Source organism: Altererythrobacter litoralis (assembly GCF_036324225.1).
GTDB classification, from domain to species: domain Bacteria; phylum Pseudomonadota; class Alphaproteobacteria; order Sphingomonadales; family Sphingomonadaceae; genus Erythrobacter; species Erythrobacter litoralis_A.
In genome coordinates this window covers 106398-124388 of record NZ_JAZDQV010000009.1, presented here as the reverse complement: position 1 = coordinate 124388, position 17991 = coordinate 106398, and the positions used below count along the sequence as shown (strand labels likewise).

At 59.7% G+C, this 17991-nt stretch carries 19 protein-coding genes and 2 tRNA genes; 9 read left to right on the top strand and 12 right to left on the bottom strand.

Translation table 11 applies throughout. The features are described from left to right. Positions 1–89 precede the first annotated feature (89 nt). A complete protein-coding gene (locus tag VRS74_RS10315; RefSeq protein WP_354145176.1) occupies positions 90–236 on the bottom strand; it encodes a hypothetical protein in 147 nt (48 codons plus the stop codon). Positions 237–695: 459 nt separating this feature from the next. On the opposite strand from VRS74_RS10315, the gene VRS74_RS10310 reads away from it, so the two are divergent. Further along, positions 696–1256 carry an SOUL family heme-binding protein gene (locus VRS74_RS10310; protein WP_354145175.1) on the top strand — a complete coding sequence of 187 codons (561 nt, stop codon included), beginning with the start codon at positions 696–698 and terminating at the stop codon, positions 1254–1256. Positions 1257–1959: 703 nt separating this feature from the next. On the opposite strand, the gene VRS74_RS10305 is transcribed toward VRS74_RS10310, so the two are convergent. Further along, on the bottom strand, positions 1960–3405 hold the full coding sequence (locus tag VRS74_RS10305) for an FG-GAP-like repeat-containing protein (protein ID WP_354145174.1): 1446 nt from the start codon (positions 3403–3405) through the stop codon (positions 1960–1962). Between VRS74_RS10305 and VRS74_RS10300 the strand changes: the two genes are divergently transcribed. Next, on the top strand, positions 3395–3634 hold the full coding sequence (locus VRS74_RS10300; protein ID WP_354145173.1) for a hypothetical protein: 240 nt from the start codon (positions 3395–3397) through the stop codon (positions 3632–3634). The genes VRS74_RS10305 and VRS74_RS10300 overlap by 11 nt on opposite strands. A 196-nt stretch (positions 3635–3830) precedes the next feature. Here VRS74_RS10300 and VRS74_RS10295 read toward each other — a convergent pair. Both VRS74_RS10295 and VRS74_RS10290 read right to left on the bottom strand, forming a co-directional pair. Next, positions 3831–3906 (bottom strand) — tRNA-Thr (locus tag VRS74_RS10295). A gap of 66 nt (positions 3907–3972) precedes the next feature. Then, positions 3973–4046: transfer RNA gene (locus VRS74_RS10290), tRNA-Cys, on the bottom strand. Positions 4047–4170: 124 nt separating this feature from the next. Between VRS74_RS10290 and VRS74_RS10285 the strand changes: the two genes are divergently transcribed. Continuing rightward, positions 4171–4950 carry an acyl-CoA thioesterase gene (locus VRS74_RS10285; protein ID WP_354145172.1) on the top strand — a complete coding sequence of 260 codons (780 nt, stop codon included), beginning with the start codon at positions 4171–4173 and terminating at the stop codon, positions 4948–4950. A 29-nt stretch (positions 4951–4979) separates the two neighbouring features. On the opposite strand, the gene VRS74_RS10280 is transcribed toward VRS74_RS10285, so the two are convergent. The 7 genes from VRS74_RS10280 to VRS74_RS10250 form a co-directional block, all read right to left on the bottom strand. Next, positions 4980–5780 carry a crotonase/enoyl-CoA hydratase family protein gene (locus tag VRS74_RS10280; RefSeq protein WP_354145171.1) on the bottom strand — a complete coding sequence of 267 codons (801 nt, stop codon included), beginning with the start codon at positions 5778–5780 and terminating at the stop codon, positions 4980–4982. A gap of 73 nt (positions 5781–5853) precedes the next feature. Further along, positions 5854–6210: a winged helix-turn-helix domain-containing protein gene (locus tag VRS74_RS10275; RefSeq protein WP_354145170.1), complete on the bottom strand. Its 357-nt coding sequence runs from the start codon at positions 6208–6210 to the stop codon at positions 5854–5856. A gap of 41 nt (positions 6211–6251) precedes the next feature. Continuing rightward, positions 6252–6677 carry a JAB domain-containing protein gene (locus VRS74_RS10270; protein WP_354145169.1) on the bottom strand — a complete coding sequence of 142 codons (426 nt, stop codon included), beginning with the start codon at positions 6675–6677 and terminating at the stop codon, positions 6252–6254. Next, complete coding sequence (locus tag VRS74_RS10265) at positions 6674–7195, bottom strand: hypothetical protein (RefSeq protein WP_354145168.1); 522 nt, start codon at positions 7193–7195, stop codon at positions 6674–6676. Before VRS74_RS10265 ends, VRS74_RS10270 begins: the two co-directional genes overlap by 4 nt. 15 nt (positions 7196–7210) lie before the next feature. After that, positions 7211–7552: a hypothetical protein gene (locus VRS74_RS10260; RefSeq protein ID WP_354145167.1), complete on the bottom strand. Its 342-nt coding sequence runs from the start codon at positions 7550–7552 to the stop codon at positions 7211–7213. A gap of 24 nt (positions 7553–7576) precedes the next feature. Continuing rightward, a complete protein-coding gene (locus tag VRS74_RS10255; RefSeq protein WP_354145166.1) occupies positions 7577–8146 on the bottom strand; it encodes a hypothetical protein in 570 nt (189 codons plus the stop codon). A gap of 99 nt (positions 8147–8245) precedes the next feature. Continuing rightward, positions 8246–9445, bottom strand: a complete 1200-nt coding sequence (locus VRS74_RS10250) for an LL-diaminopimelate aminotransferase (RefSeq protein WP_354145165.1) — start codon at positions 9443–9445, stop codon at positions 8246–8248. A gap of 132 nt (positions 9446–9577) precedes the next feature. On the opposite strand from VRS74_RS10250, the gene VRS74_RS10245 reads away from it, so the two are divergent. From VRS74_RS10245 to lptG, 5 genes are all read left to right on the top strand, one after another. Next, positions 9578–11476 carry a PHA/PHB synthase family protein gene (locus tag VRS74_RS10245; RefSeq protein ID WP_354145164.1) on the top strand — a complete coding sequence of 633 codons (1899 nt, stop codon included), beginning with the start codon at positions 9578–9580 and terminating at the stop codon, positions 11474–11476. 108 nt (positions 11477–11584) lie between these two features. After that, positions 11585–12379: a phasin family protein gene (locus VRS74_RS10240; protein ID WP_354145163.1), complete on the top strand. Its 795-nt coding sequence runs from the start codon at positions 11585–11587 to the stop codon at positions 12377–12379. A gap of 199 nt (positions 12380–12578) precedes the next feature. Beyond that, positions 12579–12968 (top strand): ATP-dependent Clp protease adapter ClpS, encoded by a 390-nt coding sequence (gene clpS, locus VRS74_RS10235; RefSeq protein WP_354145162.1) that lies wholly within the window; start codon positions 12579–12581, stop codon positions 12966–12968. A gap of 113 nt (positions 12969–13081) precedes the next feature. Beyond that, a complete protein-coding gene (lptF, locus tag VRS74_RS10230) occupies positions 13082–14314 on the top strand; it encodes an LPS export ABC transporter permease LptF (RefSeq protein WP_354145161.1) in 1233 nt (410 codons plus the stop codon). A gap of 12 nt (positions 14315–14326) precedes the next feature. Continuing rightward, complete coding sequence (gene lptG / locus VRS74_RS10225; protein WP_354145160.1) at positions 14327–15424, top strand: LPS export ABC transporter permease LptG; 1098 nt, start codon at positions 14327–14329, stop codon at positions 15422–15424. Here lptG and VRS74_RS10220 read toward each other — a convergent pair whose 3' ends face one another. Continuing rightward, a complete protein-coding gene (locus VRS74_RS10220; RefSeq protein ID WP_354145159.1) occupies positions 15425–16525 on the bottom strand; it encodes a fatty acid desaturase family protein in 1101 nt (366 codons plus the stop codon). A 135-nt stretch (positions 16526–16660) separates the two neighbouring features. Between VRS74_RS10220 and VRS74_RS10215 the strand changes: the two genes are divergently transcribed. Then, on the top strand, positions 16661–17833 hold the full coding sequence (locus VRS74_RS10215; protein ID WP_435521396.1) for an N-acetyltransferase: 1173 nt from the start codon (positions 16661–16663) through the stop codon (positions 17831–17833). The last annotated feature ends 158 nt before the right edge of the window (positions 17834–17991 follow it).

The following is a 17991-nucleotide window of genomic DNA, read 5'->3' as shown; positions in this document are numbered from 1 at the left end:
CGGTTCCGCTACGCTCCACCTCCGGACAGCCATGGCGCCGGAGACAATCTTGCACTAACAATCAACACGGACCACTCAGTGGGGGCCGGTCAGTCGAAGACGTTATCGCCTTCGCTGTCTATCCGCTCCAAGCCTAACTTCGCGGCATTGTCGAGGATGACGGTCAATTCAGTGAGCAAGGCCAGAGCCTCCGCATGGCGCGGACCTTCCACCAGCGTGTCGTAGTTGTCATTCATGGGGGCAGGCTAGGGCTGCGCGGCTTAACTGCGGCTGAAATAAAGACCCCGAGCAGGCATTGCATTGGGACAGTCCGCTCGGGGCTATAGTTGAGGAACTGGCAATGCCAGTCCTTCGGGTCGCAGTGACTGATTACACCATCTCTGGGCTAGGTTCATTGATCCAGATCAAATTCCAGCGGCCGAAGGTCAGTCGCTTGGCGGGTCCTTCTGTGGCCTTCCGCGTTGCGAGTGGTTCTGCCCATGGCGTTTCCTTACTGAATCGAATTTTGGGATCTATTTTAGATCGCGCCGCCAGGGCGGATGCTCAGACTGACAGCAGACAGTCCGCTAACGACCCAAAAGCGGATATTGGATTCAAGGCCTAAACCAGATAGTCTAGATTGTATGAGATGGTATTGGATCTTGCCCCTTGCGGCGACGGGTGTTGTGTTTTCGGCAGCCATTGTATGGAGCCTTGTGGCAAGCAATGTCGAAACTCCCGATTACGAGATTCTCGCCAAAGACGGTCAGATCGAGGTCCGTCACTATGAATCCATGATCGTTGCAGAAGCAAATGTTGAAGGGGAACGCGAACAGGCTATCGGGCGCGGGTTTCGTATTATCGCGAACTATATCTTCGGCAATAATTTGGCATCTGAAAAAGTGGCGATGACTGCTCCCGTTACGCAGCAGCCTAGTGAGAAGATTGCGATGACTGCTCCGGTTACGCAGAAGCTCGATGGCAATGCGTGGAAAGTCCGGTTTGTAATGCCTTCAGAATATACGATGGAAACGCTTCCGAGGCCGGTGAGTCCGGAAGTTGAATTGATTGAGGTCCCCTCGAAACGTTTAGCAGCAATCCAATTTTCAGGTTTTGCTGATGAGGATGCGCTCGATAGACACACTGAGCAATTGCAAGATTATATTCAGCAGAAAGGTCTCAGCCCGAGTGGTGAGCCTGTCTATGCGTTCTATAACGATCCCTGGACACTTCCATTCATGCGGCGAAACGAAGTCATGATCGAAATCGCGGAATAGAAACCTAGAGCTTCGCCTCTTAGTCTAGAGGCCTCCGTTCGTGCGCTCATCGTAACTGTATTCAGCCAACTTTTTTGGGCGATAAACTCGAAGCAGACCAGCTGTAAAGGACCCCCAATCTCCTCACCCTGAGGTGGGCACGTTACTTCGTTAAGAAGTGATTTCGGCATACCTTTTCTGCACCACGTTTCCCATTAATTGCATCTATGAGTTCTCCAAAAGTGATCCCAGCGTAAGGCCCAGTGGCCAGCCACCATTGCGCATGATAGGTCTCCGCCTTTCGGTGAAACGCACCACGCTGCTGTACGGTTGCCAACGCCATCGCCATCGGAAATACAACGCATGGCTGGCCCCGTTACCATCACATGGCCCTCGGGACTGCGTCCCGTTTGTTTGCCGACAAGGTTGGCGAGTGCGTCTCGAGCTTCCTCAGCGCTTGCATCGGGGCAAGGCTGGTTTGAACGGCATGTCCCATCCATCTCGCGCGCTGCGATGCCGGCAAGCCGTATACGGGGACCTTCCTCACACCATATCGGACCATCACCGTCCCACACGCGCGTGGGCGTACAGGTGAACTCTTCGCCTGCTGGCACGATCGCTACTTGCGCCGCGAGAATTAACTGAAGGATCAAAGTCAAACTGCTCGACTGCTAGGTGCTTGGATTGGCAAACAACGGAGATGCGCTTCGGCCCCCGAACGATCTCATGGCTTTGAGAAGGCCAAATTGTAGATATTAATGAAGTAGGCCTTCTCAGACGCAGAGCCTCCATACTGATAATAGGCGAGCTCGTAACCGCCGTCCTTATCAAAATCATCCACCGCAAGGAGGCGACCGTTCTCGTTGTTTGGTAGCGATGCAGTCAGCTTACCAAACCTCATCGAACCTTGGTTGAAGAATACAGCAAGGCGCCCATCGTACAGCCCGTGAATGATATCGACCTTACCGTCTCGATCGATATCGCGCAGAAAGAGGTCAGAAGTCCATTCGAGGCGGTTCGCGCGGACATATCTATCCTCTTGGACCACGGCGCTCGGCGTCACATCGGCGAATTGGCCCCGATCATTCCTCAAGACCTGTAGGTAGGTCCCCGCGTAGTAGGGCGAGATCCTCGAGTGTAGGAGCACCAAATCAAGGTCGCCATCGTTGTCCAGATCAACGCTTCTCGTTTCCAAATGCATGTTTGCATCCACCCCGTAGACGGTTGGCGGCAAGCGCACTTGCTGGTCAAAATCAAAAGAGCCATTGTTGTTTATAAAAAATAGACTGTAGGCCGATCCGTGCCCAAAGCCAGCGATAAGGTCAGCAAAGCCGTCTGCGTTAACGTCCGCCAAGTGAAGATCGAGTAGGAGGTTAAATCCTTCATTGCTAGTCGACCCAGAATTCACCATCGGAGTTTGAAGAAGGCGCTCCAGAAATGTGTCGTCCGCAATCCTGAAATTCCCACCCTCCTGCTGGATAAGGAACAGCGGAGCAAAACCACCAAACGGGTTCCAGTTGCCGATCGCAATGTCGTCTAGGCCATCGCCATTGATGTCGCCTGTCGCCATTGAGTGGGCGTCTGTGGCGTCATCGGGGCGGTCTGGATTAGTCGTGATGCGCGGGATGGCGGTTGAGATACGGCCTATCACGTTATCTCTTTGTCCCAACAGCACGGCCGTACCATGAGCATTCGGCTCATTATAAACGCCCGATACGTTGTGGGCGACGAAGAAAGCCGAAGGTTGTCCGGCGACCGATAGGATGGCCGATCTGCGTGCTCCGAAAACAGAAGGCAATTGAGCGTTGAGCGGCGCGTTATAGCTCAGGTGTCCAGTCGAGTTGGACAGGAGAACATACGGCAGCGCTGCGTAAGCCGGAGTTCCATAGGCTTTGTTGAGGGGGATGACTAACTCTGGGTACCCATCCTTTTGAAAGTCAGCTGACAGACTTCCTTGCGGGAAGATGTCCGCAACGGCTGCGGGGTAGGTAACACCTGCGTAGGTATATTCTGGGACCCTATCGCTTGTGGCAAAGCGGTGGACCTCATAATCAAACCTGAGTTCAACGAATGGCGAAGGAGCAGGTGACGGCGTAGGTGATGATGTTGGGTCGCCAGAGTTGTTCGACGTCCCAGAGCCTCCGCCGCAACCAGCAAGCATGGCAGTCATCAATAGGATCGTTGTGAATGCTGGCGAAAGAGTTGTCATCGAATGTATCTCGTCATCAGCTCCGGCCCTAATAACGCTCGGATCTGATGCAAAGGGACCGCTGACAGCTTTTACCCAGTCATCAATCTACAGTAGTGAGGATATAGGTATTCGCAAATCTATTCATCACCTGCGCCGCCACAATCAAACATGCGGGCTGGGTATCGAGACATCGCTGTGCGCCATCTAGGAGCATGGAGCGTGATTACACTCACGCCATAACCGAATCCCTGTCGAGAGCAGGGCTTTAGGCTGAGCGGGAAGTCAGAGGGTTAATCGCCTCCAACATGGCTTCCCGCTCTTTTCGTATCTGCGGTCAAAACGCTGCCAAATTCCAATCCGGCCAAACGGGCCAGCAGGGAAATTCATCTAACTTATTGAAAAGGTGGTGCCGCTTACTGGACTCGAACCAGTGGCCCCATCATTACGAATGATGTGCTCTACCAACTGAGCTAAAGCGGCACTCTCGCCTGTGGCCCATAATCGCACCGCGGGCCTGCCGCAACGCCATCATGCGCCAAAACGAAGTGGAGGCCCGAGCCGGAATCGAACCGGCGTGCAAGGATTTGCAGTCCTCTGCGTAACCACTCCGCCATCGGGCCTCGCCCCGCCCTCTCGAACGGGGAGCCGGCGCACTAGCGATTCACGATCCCAAAGGCAATCGCATTGATACTTTCCGTAACGTCATGCTGGACGAAGGCATGCAAAAACGACAGGGAACGCGCCATGAGTGTTTCCGCATTGATCGAGCCGATTACCGGCAAACCGGGCATCTTCACCCTCCCCGGCGCAGCCAATTGGATGCAGGGCCGCACGCTGTATGGCGGCGCATCGGCCCTGATCGCCTTCACACAGGCGATTCGCGCATTTCCCGGCCTGCCGCCGCTGCGCGCGGCACAGATCGGATTTGTTGCCCCGGTCGGCGAAACGGTGGAACTGAGCGCCGAGATCGTGCGTCAAGGCCGCAATGTGACCCAGCTACGCAGCGAGATCCGTTGCGAAGGCCAGCTCGCGCTCACCACATTTCTGCTGTTCGCTGAACCCCGCGAAGCGAACGCCGTGCATGCCGCCACGATACCTGCGGATTTTCCGCCGCCGCCCGAGGAATGCGAAGTAATGCCGACCGACAGGGGCCCCGGTTTCATCGCCAACAATTTCGAGCTCCGTCGGGCGCAGGATACCAGCGGCCCGGGCGCCCCGGTCGTGCGCCGCTGGGCGCGCCTGAAGGATGTTTCAGGGCTCGATCCTATCAGCGAGCTGGTGCTGATGGGCGATGTGCTGCCGCCCGGCGCAATGCGCGCAATGCGGCGACAGGGCCCGATCAGCTCGATCAACTGGAGCTTCAACCTGCTCGACACCACGCCATCGACCGAAAGCGGCTGGTGGGTCTCTGAGAACGCCAGCCAGCATGCCGACGACGGCTATTCTTCGGAACGGCTGCGACTGTGGAACAGCGCGGGCAAGCAGATGCTGGACGGCATGCAATCGGCCGCGATCTTCGGCTGAAGACCGCGCAACCGGCACTGGTAGAGAGCTTAGACGTCCTCGAACCGGGGCGCGCGCTTTTCCATTCCTGCCATCACCGCTTCGACCTGATTCTTCGAACGCATGATCGCGTGCTGCTCGATGCTTTCCTCAAGCAGGATGGCATCGGTACTGCGCTCAATCATGCCGGCGTGAAGCCGCTTCGCAGCACGGATCGCGTGCGGGTTGCGGTTCGCGATCTCGCTGGCGATGGCGGTAGCGCGCGCCACCGGATCCACATCGACATGGGTGGCAAGGCCAAATCCCTGCGCTTCGGCCCCGGTGAATTCGCGATTGGTATAGACCAACTCGCGCAGCACATCGTCGCGCACCAGCCCGCGCCACAGGGCATAGCCTGCCATGTCAGGCACCAGGCCCCACTTGAGTTCCATGATCGACATACGGGTATCGGGATGGACAACGCGGATGTCCGCGCCGCTGGCGATCTGCAGGCCGCCGCCGAAGCACACGCCATGCACCGCGGCGATCACTGGAACCGGCAGCTTGCGCCATAGCAGTGCGGCCTGCTGCGCACGATTTGCATTGCCATGCGTTCGCTCGGTCAGCTCGGGCTCGTCAGGGCTCGGCTTGCGGGCGAAATTCGACAGGTCGAGGCCAGCGCAGAATGCGCGCCCCTCGCCAGCGAGCACGACCACGCGCAGCCCCTTCATGTTGTGAAGCGCGCGCCCGGCCGCGATGATCGCATCGAACTGGGCCTGATCGAGCGCGTTCATCTTGTCCGGTCGGGTAAAGCGCACCTGCGCCACACCGTCGCTGCCCAATTCGATCGAGATCCGGTCGTTGTCCTGCATAAATTGCCCTGCCTTCTGGATTGCAGATTGAACCGGCAGGTTGGCCGATGCGGTGGCGCCTGTCCAGCTACTGCTATTGCGAGTCGAGCGACACGCGCCGGAACTTGAAAGCGCTTGGGCCCGGCGGAGCATCCAGCAAATATCCCCCGTCCGGATGCGTCACCAGCATTTGATCCATCCCGAAGCTAGCGAGTTTGCTGCGAACACGCGCAACATGCACCGCAAGGCTGTTAGTCCCGGGTTCCTGCTCAAGCCGCCAGACTTCTGCCAGCAGCTGCTTTCGGCTCAGCCGCTCGCCCGGTGTCTGCGCCAATCGCCACAGCAGTTCGAACTCGCGAGGGTGGAGGCGGAGCCAGCTGTCCTCAACTCTTCCGTCACGGTGCAGCAGGTCGAGCGTGACATCGCCCGCTTCAATGAAGCGCGGGATCATATCTTCGCCCAGCGGACATGGGCAGGCAGCAGGCAAACTACTCACAGCTTGCCCCCTGCCCGCATCGAATAGACTTTCTCTGGAGTGACGATCAGGTGATCCAGCAATTCGATATCGAGTGCACGGCCAATTTCTGCCAATCGGCGCGTTGCCGCGATATCGCACTCGCTCGGGTGACAATCGCCTGAAGGATGGTTGTGCGCCACGATTATCCCGCGCGCACCCAGCGAAAGCGCCTTGGCAAAGAGCTCGCGCAGCCTGATTGGCATATGCGCGGCATGCCCTGCCCCCATTCGGCAATCGTCGAGATACCCGCGCCCGGCATCAAGAAAGATCGCGTGGAATTGCTCCTCATCGACGCGCTTCGTAGCGAGGATCTGATGCAAATACGCCATCATCGCGGCCAGTTGCATCCGCGCGCGGCCAGCATCCAGATTCAGCGGCACCAGCCCTTGCGCCGCGATCATGCGCGCCGCCCTGGCATGGAAAGAAACGCCTGCCAGCCGACGTTCCCGCTCCCCTGTGTCCAGTCACGATAGGGGCCGCTCTTGCGGACACGCCTCATATGCAAGGCCAGCCCACCTGCGATCAGGCCAAGCTGGAAGTAGGACGGCCCGATCACAAGCGCGGCATAGGCAATGGGGGTGATCTGGTCGGCAATTCCTCGCGCAAGATGCGCGCTAAAGGCGATCAGCTGGAATGCTGCGATCCAGAGCGGGTACATCCGGTTTGCCCGCAGCGCGACCATGACGAAGCCTAACAGCACGACCAGGTCCTGCATCGCATGATAGGTATCGAAACGGTCGACCTGGAAAATCGGGTTCCACAACAGGTGGTACCCGCGATGGCCAAGCTCGAAGACGGCGAGCCAGATCAACGCGATCGCGCGCTCCGGCCCGCCGCCCCATTTGAGGGCGGCGAGACAGATCAGCCAAGCAGCAGTAGTCTGTGCTTCTCCCCGATATGCGAGAATAACGTCTAGCATCGGACCGGACAGAGCCTAGGAATGTGCGAGCTCGGATGCGCGGGTATCGGCAATGGCCACCTCGGGCAGCTCGGTCGGCACATTCTCCTCGGGCCCAGCATAGACCCGCGCGAGACGGCTCAGTTCGTCATGGACGCGCAGGAGGTTGGTCGACATCGCCATCGCCTGCCGTTCCGCTTCGCTCAGCCGCATCAGTGCACGCTGGCCCGCATCAACCCCGACTTCAGGATTTTGCCGTGCGGCAAGCATGGCATGCTTGAGCTTTGCGAAAGCGATCATCGATTCATCGGCCAGCGCCTCTGCTTCGCGGACCAGTTTCTTGATATTATATGCGTCGCTGACAATACGATCGGACATCCGAAGTCTCCAGGCCTGCCGGGCTCAATCGGCAGGCTGATAATAATCCTCGGGGACCTGCGCCTTGCCGTCCATCGCCTCGCTCAGCGTCAGCGCAGCGGTGACCATCAGCACCACAGCAGCCAATATCCCGAATGCGATCCCGACGATCGCTGCAAGGCGGATAAGGACGGCATTGTTGCCGTCGAGCATCCCGGGGACGACACGGGGCTCTGTTGCCATTTGCCATGGCGTAAGACCTCCAAGCGGCATGACGTCGCTCAGAATGATCTCGCCCGGATCGACCCGGGCCGACTTTTCCTTCGCGAAGCCCGCGTCGGCGAGCTGACTTTTCCTGTATGCAGATTCGCTGAAGTACGGCGCTACTTCCGCTGCCTTCTCTTCGCTCGAACCGTATTCGGCACGATAGCACTCGACCAGCTCGTTGAGGCTGTCGACACTATAGAAATCCTTGAGGGCGCGGACATGCTGATTGATCCGGGTTTCCGATACACCCAGATCCTGCGCGATGACCTTGATCGGAACGCGGCGATCGATTCGTTCCAGTACAGCGAGCTGACGCCTTGTCAGCTTCCGCCCCGCAGGGGGGACCATCGGCTACTCCAATATCCTAATGCCACACCGTTCAGTAACACAGAAAATCGGCTAAGGCTTGGAAATCGGTAAACTAGTCGGTCGCGCGATCGACCAGGATCACGCAGCCGTACTGTTCACTCCCACGCTGCTCAGGTAGCGGCGGATGTTACGCGCGGCCTGTCGCAAGCGTTGCTCGTTCTCGACCATGGCGATACGCACAAAGCCTTCTCCATTCTCGCCATAGCCGACGCCCGGCGCAACAGCGACCTTCGCTTCGGTCAGCAACTGCTTAGAGAACTCCAAGCTGCCCAGATGCGCCAATGCCGGCGGCAGCGGCGCCCATGCGAACATCGATGCCGGCGGCGGAGGGATTTCCCAGCCGGCGCGTCCGAAGGCCTCGACCATCACGTCGCGGCGCTTGTGATAAAGCTGGCGGTTGGACTCGACGATGTCCTGCGGCCCGTTGAGCGCGGCGCAGGCAGCCGCCTGAATCGGCGTGAAGGCGCCATAGTCGAGATAGCTCTTCACTCGCGTCATCGCCGCGATAAGCTGCTGGTTGCCAACCGCAAAGCCCATGCGCCACCCGGCCATCGAATAGGTCTTCGACATGCTAGTGAATTCGATCGCGACATCCTTCGCGCCCTTCACCTGCATTATCGAGGGGGTCGGATTGCCGTCGAAATAGAGCTCCGAATAGGCAAGGTCCGACAGGATCCAGACCTTGTTTTCGCGTGCCCAGGCTACCAGCCGCTCGTAGAATGCCAGGTCGACGACTTCCGCGGTCGGGTTCGACGGATAGTTCACCACCAGCACGCTGGGGCGCGGCACAGTGAAGGCCATCGCCTTCTCCAGGCTGGAAAAGTAGTTCTCGTCAGGCGTGGTCGGGACCGAGCGGATCGTCGCCCCGGCAATGATGAAGCCGAAGGTATGGATCGGATATGACGGGTTGGGCGCCAGCACCACGTCGCCCGGCGCGGTAATCGCCGTAGCGAGGCTGGCCAGCCCTTCCTTCGAACCCATAGTGACCACCACTTCGCGCTCAGGGTCGAGTTCGACCGCAAAGCGGCGGGCATAGTAATTCGCTTGCGCTCGGCGCAGACCGGGGATGCCCTTGGATTGGGAATAGCCATGCGCGTCGGGCTTCTGCGCAACTTCGCACAGCTTTTCGATGACGTGCGGCGGCGGCGGCAAGTCAGGATTGCCCATGCCCAGATCGATGATGTCTTCGCCCGCCGCGCGCGCCGCTGCCCGCATCGCATTCACTTCGGCGATGACATAGGGTGGCAGGCGCTTCATGCGGTAAAAGTCGGTATCCATCCGGGTCCTTCCTTGGAGCCGCGGCATGATTGCCCGGCCCAGTGCATACGAATCTACGCTAATAGTAGTCGAACTGAAAAGGCATTCTCGCTATACCGCATCGCAGCACAGATAAAGAGGATCGAACCAGCGATGGCCAGCGACGGCAGCGACCAATGGGGCGGCTCGGACGAACCCTTCCGTGCTTTCTTCGACATGCAGGGCGAAGCGATGCGCGAGATGATGGGCCAGTTTCTCCCGGCCAACGCGCTGCCTGACTGGTCGAAGGCCGGGATCGGCACCGCCGAAGCGCAGGAATTTGCGAAGGTCGCGCGCGAAATCCAGTCGATGTGGTTCGAATTCATGGCCGAGCGGACCCAGGATAAAGGCGAAGGCGCCAACCCCTTCGATCCGGCGCAATGGCTCACTCTGGCCCAAGGCATGGCGAAGCAGATGCCGCAGCCTCCGCTCGAAGCTGCACAGAAGCTGGCCAGCGACACCATGGCAGTGTGGCAAGGCGTGATGGGGAGCTTCCTTAGCGGAGCAGGCGGCAAAGATACGCTCGATGCCGATAAGCTGCCGCGCAAGGACCGGCGCTTTGCGGCCGAGGAATGGCGCGCGCATCCGGCCTTCGCTTTGTTGCACCAGACCTATCTGATGATTGCCGAGTACTTCATCGGGGCAGCGAAGAAGGTCGAAGGGATCGCGCCCGAAAAGCGCAAACAGCTCGAATTCGCGACCACTGCGCTGGTCGAAGCAATGAGCCCGGACAATTTCATCCTCACCAATCCGGTCGTGCTCAAGCGCACGATCGAGACAAAAGGGCAGAACTTGCTCAAGGGGATGCGCCACCTGATCAACGACCTCAAGCGCGGGCAATTGACGCATACCGATGCCGAGGCGTTCGAACTGGGGGTCAACCTTGCCGCCACACCCGGCAAGGTGGTGCACGAGACGCCGCTCTACCAATTGGTCCAGTACAGCCCCACGACCGAGCAGGTGCTCGAAGTGCCGCTGGTAATCTTCCCGCCGTGGATCAACCGCTTCTACATCCTCGACCTCACACCCAAGAAGAGCTTCATCAAATGGGCGGTCGACCAGGGCATCACTGTATTCGTGGTGAGCTGGAAATCGGCCGATGCGAGCATGAAGGACGTCGTGTGGGACGACTATATCCGCGCCCAAATCGACGCGATCGATACCGTGCTCGAACGGCTAGATGTCCCGGCTGTCCACACGATCGGCTATTGCGTGGCTGGCACCACACTGGCCGCCACGCTGGCGGTGCTTGCGCGGCGCGGAGAGGCCGACAAGGTCAAGAGCGCGACCTTCTTCACTGCTCAGGTCGATTTTGAGAAGGCGGGCGACCTCAAGCATTTCATCGACGACGGGCACCTCGACATGATCAAGAGCCTGTCGAGCGAAGGCTATCTCGACGGCCGCTATTTGGCCGCGACCTTCAATTCGCTGCGCGGCAAGGACCTGATCTGGAACTATGTCGTCAACAACTACCTGCTCGGCGAAGACTATCCCGCCTTCGACCTGCTGCACTGGAATGGTGACGTCACCAACCTCCCTGCCAAATGGCACGCCGCATATCTATGCGACCTCTATCGTGACAACAGGCTGGTGGTGCCCGATGCGCTTTCGGCCGACGGCACACCGATCGACCTGACGCAGGTGAAGACGCCGAGCTACGTGCAGGCCGGGCGCGAGGACCACATCGCCCCTGCCGAAAGCGTCTGGCGGATCACCGAGCACTTCAAGGGGCCGCTCACCTTCCTGCTGGCAGGATCGGGCCATATCGCAGGGGTGGTGAATCCGCCTTCGGCCGGCAAATACCAATATTGGACCGGCGACAGCGAAGCCTGTTCGCTCGCTGAATTCATAGCGGGCGCCACTGAACATCCGGGCAGTTGGTGGCCGCATTGGCTGGCATGGCTCGAGGGCCAAGACGCGAAGCGCGTCACCGCAAGTGGCAAGCGCAAGCCCGGCGGCAAGGGCGATCACGTGATCGAAGATGCGCCCGGCCGCTATGTGAAGGCGCGTTAACCCCCTCACATATTTATACTATCCCGTTTTTTGTGCAGTGCACAAGAAACCCTTGACTTCGCAGTTGCAATGCCTATTTTGTGCATTGCAACATAAAGCGAGGTTACCATGGCCGACGAAGCCAAAGCGAAAATCGATGCTGCCGCCGAAAAGGCCTATGCCGAAGCGGCTGCAAAGAAGGGTTTGAGCGAGAAGACCGTCGAAAAGCCGGTCGAAGCTGAGGCTCCCAAGGCTCAGCCGGTCGCCGCCAAGACGGTGGTAAAGGCTCCTGCCAAGAAAACCGTCGTAAAGGCCGCTGCCCCCAAGAAGGCGCCCAAGAAAGCGGTTGCCAAGAAGACCGTCACCAAGAAGGCGGCTCCGAAGAAAATTGCTGCCAAGCCGGCTGCACCGAAAAAGACCGTCAAGGCTGCTGCGAAGACCGCGGCGCCGACCAACCCGTTCATCCAGATGAAGGATAAAGTCATGGCCACTGCCAAGAACACCGATTTCAGCAAGACCGCCAAGGAATTCCTGGCCGACGCACAGACCCGCGCGAAGACCGCCTTTGCCAAGTCGGGCGAGCTGGCTTCGGAAGTCAACGAATTCAACAAGGGCAACGTCGAAGCCGTCGTCGCATCGGGCAAGATCTTCTTCTCCGGCATGCAGGACCTCGGCCGCGAACAAGTTGAAGCGACCAAGACCGTCGTCGAAACCGTCACTGAAGATTTCAAGAAGATGGCTGCCGTGAAGTCGCCGACCGAGCTGCTGCAGCTCCAGGGTGAACTCGCGCGCCGCAACTTCGACGCAGCCGTTTCGTTCGGCTCGAAGAACACCGAAGCTCTGGTGAAGCTCTACAACGACGCTTTCGCGCCGATCTCGAGCCGCGTGAGCCTCGCTGCCGAAAAGATCAAGAAGGCTGCCTAAGCCCTTCGGCGCATCCCAAAGTTCTGGCCGGGGACTCTCTCCTCTCCCACCCCGGCAGAATCCAAAGGGCCGGTTGGACAATAGTCCAGCCGGCCCTTCCTTTTCGGCATATGCTTCGCGAGCTGTTAACCGCGATGCTGCATGAGATGGCACATCCCATCTTGCGATTGAGGCAAGCGATACGATATTGCGCACTCACATGCTGAACCGCACTTCTCCTATCCACGTCGTCCAGGCGCAGGCCGCACCGCTTGTCATTGCAGCAAGCGGCAGTGATGGCGAGCCGGGCAATGAGAATGAAGTCGGCATTGCCACCAAGGCCAAGGCGCGCCCCAAGAAGCCGAGCCAGTACAAGGTGCTGATGCTCAATGACGACTACACCCCGATGGAATTCGTGGTGATGGTCCTCAAGCGCTTCTTCGCGATGGATCTTGAGCAGGCGACGCGGGTGATGCTGCACGTACACCAGAAGGGCGTCGGGGTTTGCGGCATCTTCCCTTACGAAGTGGCCGAAACCAAGGTGAACCAGGTGATGGACTTCGCCCGGCAGAACCAGCACCCGCTCCAGTGCACGCTGGAAAAGGCCTGACCCTCCCAAACGCCGTGTAATCTGTAGCTTGCTGCGCTTCGGGGCATGACCGCGCGAGATTTTCGCGCTAGGGATAGCTCTAGAGGCAATAGCTAGCGACATTCGGCGACCACGTGCTCAAATTCCTGCCCAGCATAGACCGATACATACTGCGCCTGGTGGTATTCCCCATGCTCGGCGTGTTCGCGCTGGCGGCTTCCCTGCTTTTGCTCGACAAGATGCTGCGGCTGTTCGATTTCGTCGCGGTCGAAGGCGGCCCCGTCTCGGTCGTGTTCAAGATGCTCGGCGCTCTGATCCCCGAATATGCCAGCCTTGCGATCCCGCTGGGCTTGTTGCTGGGCGTGCTACTGGCATTCCGCAAGTTGGCGGTCTCGAGCGAGCTCGACGTGCTGCGCGCAGTCGGGCTTGGCTACACGCGGCTGTTGCGGGTGCCCTATTTGATCACGCTGGTGCTGGTGGCGGTGAATGTCGCACTGGTGTTCTATGTCCAGCCGATCAGCCGCTATTATTACGAACAGATGGAATATGAGCTGCGATCGGGTGCGTTGGGCGCATCGATCAAGGTCGGCGAATTCACCACGCTGAAAGACCGGATGGCGCTGAGGATCGAGGAGAGCGAGGACGAAGGCCGCCGCTTGAAGGGCATCTTCGCAAGGGTCTCGAACACCAAGGGGCAAGTGCTCTCGATCTCCGCGCGCGAAGGCGCATTCCTAGCTACCAGCGACAGCCCCGACACGATCATCCTTCGCCTGACCGACGGCACGATCGTGCAGGATACCGGCAGCAACACGCCGCGTGTGCTCAGCTTCACCCGTCACGACCTGCCGATCGACCTGCCGCGGATCGAGGAGTTCCGCAAACGCGGCGATGCCGAGCGTGAGTACATCCTGCCCGAGCTGCTCCGAATCGGCTGGAGCGACAAGGAGCCAGAGACCAAGCGCGATGCGAGCCAGGCCAGTTTCAACTTCCGCCTTGTCGAAGTGGTGATGATGCTGTTGATGCCGCTGCTGGCGGTTTCGCTCGCGGTGCCACCAAAGCGATCGACCAGCGCATTAGGCGTGTTCGTTTCGATAGTGATGGTGGTCTCATATCATAAGGTGAACCAGTATGGCGAAGACATCGCCGCGCTGGGACGGGTCGATCCGATCATCGCGCTATGGGGACCCTTCGTGTTGTTCGCGATCCTGATCCTGTGGATGTACCACCGTGTGGCCAATGTACCTGGAGGCCAGGCTATCGGCGCGCTCGAAACGGCTTCGGCCAAGCTGGGCAAGCGGCTGCGCAAATTGTTCAAGCGGCGCCATTCGCGCCAGGTCGCCGCGCTCGAAACGGCACCGGCGGAATAGGGCGCGAAAGTCATGCAGTTCGAATTCTTCCCTTCGCGCACGCTCACCTTCTACCTCGCGCGCATGTTCATCGTCCGCATCTTCGCTGTGCTGGTGATGCTGGTGCTTGTACTGATGATGCTCGACTTGCTGGCGACCAGCGGCGAAATACTGAGCGTGGAGGGCAATGGCCAAGCCGAGCTGTGGACCTATGCCCTGTTGCGAATCCCCCAGCTGATCGCGCGCTTCCTGCCCTATTCGGTGCTGTTGGCGACGATCATCACGCTGGTAACGCTCAACCAGAACAGCGAAGTGATCGCGATGAAGGCCGCCGGACTTTCCGCGCACCAGGTACTCGCTCCCCTGCTGCTAACGGCGGCTATGGTTTCGGTGGTCAGCTTCGGCTTCAACGAGCGGGTCGTGACCCGTTCCACGGCAACGCTCAAGGCTTGGGAAGCGGCCGAATACGGCCCCGTGCCGGAACATTCCGAAGTGCGAGCCAATGTCTATCTGACCGACGGCACCAGCGTGCTGACGGCGGCGAACATGAGCGGAACCGGCAGCAATATCACCATGCGCGATGTGACCTGGTATTCGCGCAGCGATGCCGGGATGATTCTGACGCAAGTCCGTGCTGCTCGCGCCACCTATGCCGCCCCCGGCTGGAAACTGGAGGAAGCCGAGCGCTTCGACGTCGGCACCGCCCAAACTCAGGAGCTGCCGGAACTGGTCGTGGGGCGCGAACTCACGCCGGACAAGATCGAGCTCGACACGGTCGACCCCGACACCCAGCCCTTCTGGAGCCTGTCAGATTCGATCGCTGCCTATGAAGCCGTGGGCCGCCGCACCGCAGAATTGCGCGCCAAATGGTGGCACAAGCTGTCAGGTCCGCTGTCGGCCTTCCTGATGCCGCTGCTGGGGGCGATTGCCGCTTTCGGCCTCGCGCGTTCGGGCCAACTGTTTCTTCGCGCTATCATCGGCATGGCGCTGGGATTCGCCTATTTCGTGATCGACAATGCCGCGCTCGCGATGGGCAATTTCGGCGGTTATCCGCCCTTCCTCGCGGCTTGGGCGCCGTTCTTCCTTTTCCTGCTGGTGGGCGAGACAGTGCTCGTCCGGACCGAGGAATAGTCAGGCCGATTTCTGCCCCATCGTGCTGCGCGCAATCCGCGCCACCAGCGAAACCATCCCGGAGTGGTTCGCCCCGTCATAGGTCGAGTTCACACCGAGCGCTGCCTTCAGGCGTCGGTGTGCCTCAGGCAGATCGTGATAGGGCATCGAGGGCATGAGGTGGTGCAGCGCGTGATAGCGCAGGCCCACCGGTGCCCAGATCTCGGCGGCGAGGCCGGGGGGCGGGACGTTGACGCTGTCCAGGAATTGCGCGGTCACCGTCATCGGTTCGCCGTCATTCTCCCACAGATGCGCCACCAGCGTACGCAGCTGGTTGAGAACAGCCGTAAGCGAAACGATCGCCAGCGCGATCAGCAGCGGACGCCAGCCGATGAACAGCGTGCTAGCGAGCACTGCCCAGGCCCACACGAACCCGCCGAGTTCCTGCCAGAAAACACGCTTGGCGAATGCGCCTTCGGGCGGCTTGCGGCGGAATTCGGGATTGATCATCAATGCCGAGGCGCGCTCCCATACCAGCCGGCGCAGCGGCGGGATCACAACCCCAAGCAGCACAAGCACGGCAAAGCGCAGCAACAGCCCGATCGGGGCGAGCAGAGCAATCAGCACGAAGCTCGGCAGGCTCCACGGCTTCATCAGCGCGAGCGGCAGATATTCCGGATCCTCAACAGTGCCATATTGCGTGCGCTTGTGATGGAGCGTGTGCACCCCTTCATACATGAAGCTGGGAACGAGCATGGGGATGCCGACCAGCAGGTTCCACGCGGTGCGGAACCCCGGCAGGGCATCGCGGTGGATATGGGTCAGTTCATGGATGAACATCAGCGCCCGGTAGAGCGCCAGCGCCGAAACCAGCCCCAGCGCAACGACGAGCGCCAGATTGTCGGCCAGGATTGCCCCGGCCATCGCGCCATAGCCGATCGCCAACGAAGCCAGCATGTCGGGCCAGTACCAGGCAGCGCGCGCTTCGCCGAGGCCCTTGGTCAGGTCGCGTGCAGCGCGCAGCATCTCCTTGTCGTCGGCGGAAATGAACTGGGCGCGCGTGGCCGGCGCACCGGGCGTGCGCGGCATCGAGTTGGGATCGAGGGTCTGTTCCATGGTCATGCTTCTGTATCTTGGAAGAACCTTTACCGCAGAAACCGCGGTAAGGACAAACAAGTCCTGTCTAACAGTGTAATCGACTGGCTTGCTTGACTTGGCGCAAAATGCCCGCACTGGGTATTGGCGGGATTGAACAGGATGCATCGTGTGAGCGAAGAACAGAATTTAGTGGTCGAGCCGGTCTCGGGCAAGCATGGCCTCGGCGAATTCGTCGATATCGGGCGTGCCTTCGCAGCGCGCGAGCCGCACAATGTGCCGCAATTGCGCAGCGAGCAGATCGAACTGGTCGATCCCGGCAAGAACCCCTTCTTCGGACATGCCCGGGCCCAACTTTTCGTCGCACGGCGCGGCGGAAAGCCGGTCGGGCGGATTTCCGCGCATATAGACGAACTGGCGCTCAAAATGCCGGCCGAACAGGGTTTCGGCCCCGGCGCGGGCATGTTCGGCTATTTCGACGCGGAAGACGAAGCGACCGCGCATGCACTACTGGGCGCTGCCGAAGGCTGGTTGCGCAAGGAAGGCATGTCCCGCGTGCTCGGCCCGATCTCGATGTCTATCTGGGAAGAACCTGGGCTGCTGGTGCGCGGGCAGGACCATGCCCCCATGATCATGATGGGGCACCACCCCGCGCATTATCGCGGCTGGATCGAAAGCTATGGCTATGCCGCTGCCAAATCGCTGCTGACTTATGACCTCGACGTGTCGAAGGAATTTCCGCCGCTGATCCAGCGCATCGTCAAGTCGGGCGAGCGGAACGAACGGATCAAGATCCGGCCGGTCGACAAGAGCCGCTGGGACGAGGAAGTCGCGGTAGTGCTCGACATCCTGAATGACGCATGGTCGAAGAACTGGGGCTTCGTCCCTTTCACGCCCGCAGAAGTCGCCTATGCAGGCAAGAAGCTGCGCCCGATCATCTTCGAACCGCTCAACATGGTAGCGGAACTCGATGGCGAGCCGGTCGCCTTCATGCTGACTTTCCCCGACATCAACCGTGTGCTGGCGCGGATCAAAGGCAAACTGTTCCCGTTCGGCTGGTTTCACCTGCTGCGCTGGCTGCGCTTCCCCAAGGGTGCGGGCATGCGCGTGCCGCTGATGGGAGTGAAAAAGGAACTGCACAATTCGCGCGTCGCGAGCCAGTTGGCCTTCATGATGATCAGCCAGATCCGCAAGAATGCCGCCGGAATCTATGGCTCGAAGCGCGGTGAGATCGGCTGGATCCTCGACGACAATCAGGGAATGGTCGCCATTGCCGACGCGATCGATAGCAAGATCAACCGCGAATATATCGTGTTCGAAAAGCGGTTGGGCTGAATCCCGATCCGACGACCGAAAAAAATGGCCTCCGCCCTTGCGGACGGAGGCCGGGGATCGTGTCACCAACCGCTTGGACGGGAGGGGGTCTCGGCGGTGACACACTTCAAATGAGCGGCCACGCTGCCGGTTCCCGGCATGTTGCGATTTTTTTTGGG

What these genes read in the sequence shown, in the direction of transcription:
- VRS74_RS10270 (WP_354145169.1), bottom strand. Translation starts at nt 6,677, where the DNA reads ATGATCGCGGCGCAAGGGCTGGTGCCGCTGAATCTGGATGCTGGCCGC.
- VRS74_RS10265 (WP_354145168.1), bottom strand. Translation starts at nt 7,195, where the DNA reads ATGCTAGACGTTATTCTCGCATATCGGGGAGAAGCACAGACTACTGCT.
- VRS74_RS10245 (WP_354145164.1), top strand. Translation starts at nt 9,578, where the DNA reads ATGGCCAGCGACGGCAGCGACCAATGGGGCGGCTCGGACGAACCCTTC.
- VRS74_RS10285 (WP_354145172.1), top strand. Translation starts at nt 4,171, where the DNA reads ATGAGTGTTTCCGCATTGATCGAGCCGATTACCGGCAAACCGGGCATC.
- VRS74_RS10280 (WP_354145171.1), bottom strand. Translation starts at nt 5,780, where the DNA reads ATGCAGGACAACGACCGGATCTCGATCGAATTGGGCAGCGACGGTGTG.
- VRS74_RS10215 (WP_435521396.1), top strand. Translation starts at nt 16,661, where the DNA reads ATGCATCGTGTGAGCGAAGAACAGAATTTAGTGGTCGAGCCGGTCTCG.
- clpS (WP_354145162.1), top strand. Translation starts at nt 12,579, where the DNA reads ATGCTGAACCGCACTTCTCCTATCCACGTCGTCCAGGCGCAGGCCGCA.
- VRS74_RS10240 (WP_354145163.1), top strand. Translation starts at nt 11,585, where the DNA reads ATGGCCGACGAAGCCAAAGCGAAAATCGATGCTGCCGCCGAAAAGGCC.
- VRS74_RS10300 (WP_354145173.1), top strand. Translation starts at nt 3,395, where the DNA reads ATGGCAGTCATCAATAGGATCGTTGTGAATGCTGGCGAAAGAGTTGTC.
- VRS74_RS10275 (WP_354145170.1), bottom strand. Translation starts at nt 6,210, where the DNA reads ATGATCCCGCGCTTCATTGAAGCGGGCGATGTCACGCTCGACCTGCTG.
- VRS74_RS10220 (WP_354145159.1), bottom strand. Translation starts at nt 16,525, where the DNA reads ATGACCATGGAACAGACCCTCGATCCCAACTCGATGCCGCGCACGCCC.
- VRS74_RS10260 (WP_354145167.1), bottom strand. Translation starts at nt 7,552, where the DNA reads ATGTCCGATCGTATTGTCAGCGACGCATATAATATCAAGAAACTGGTC.
- VRS74_RS10255 (WP_354145166.1), bottom strand. Translation starts at nt 8,146, where the DNA reads ATGGTCCCCCCTGCGGGGCGGAAGCTGACAAGGCGTCAGCTCGCTGTA.
- VRS74_RS10315 (WP_354145176.1), bottom strand. Translation starts at nt 236, where the DNA reads ATGAATGACAACTACGACACGCTGGTGGAAGGTCCGCGCCATGCGGAG.
- VRS74_RS10250 (WP_354145165.1), bottom strand. Translation starts at nt 9,445, where the DNA reads ATGGATACCGACTTTTACCGCATGAAGCGCCTGCCACCCTATGTCATC.
- lptG (WP_354145160.1), top strand. Translation starts at nt 14,327, where the DNA reads ATGCAGTTCGAATTCTTCCCTTCGCGCACGCTCACCTTCTACCTCGCG.
- VRS74_RS10305 (WP_354145174.1), bottom strand. Translation starts at nt 3,405, where the DNA reads ATGACTGCCATGCTTGCTGGTTGCGGCGGAGGCTCTGGGACGTCGAAC.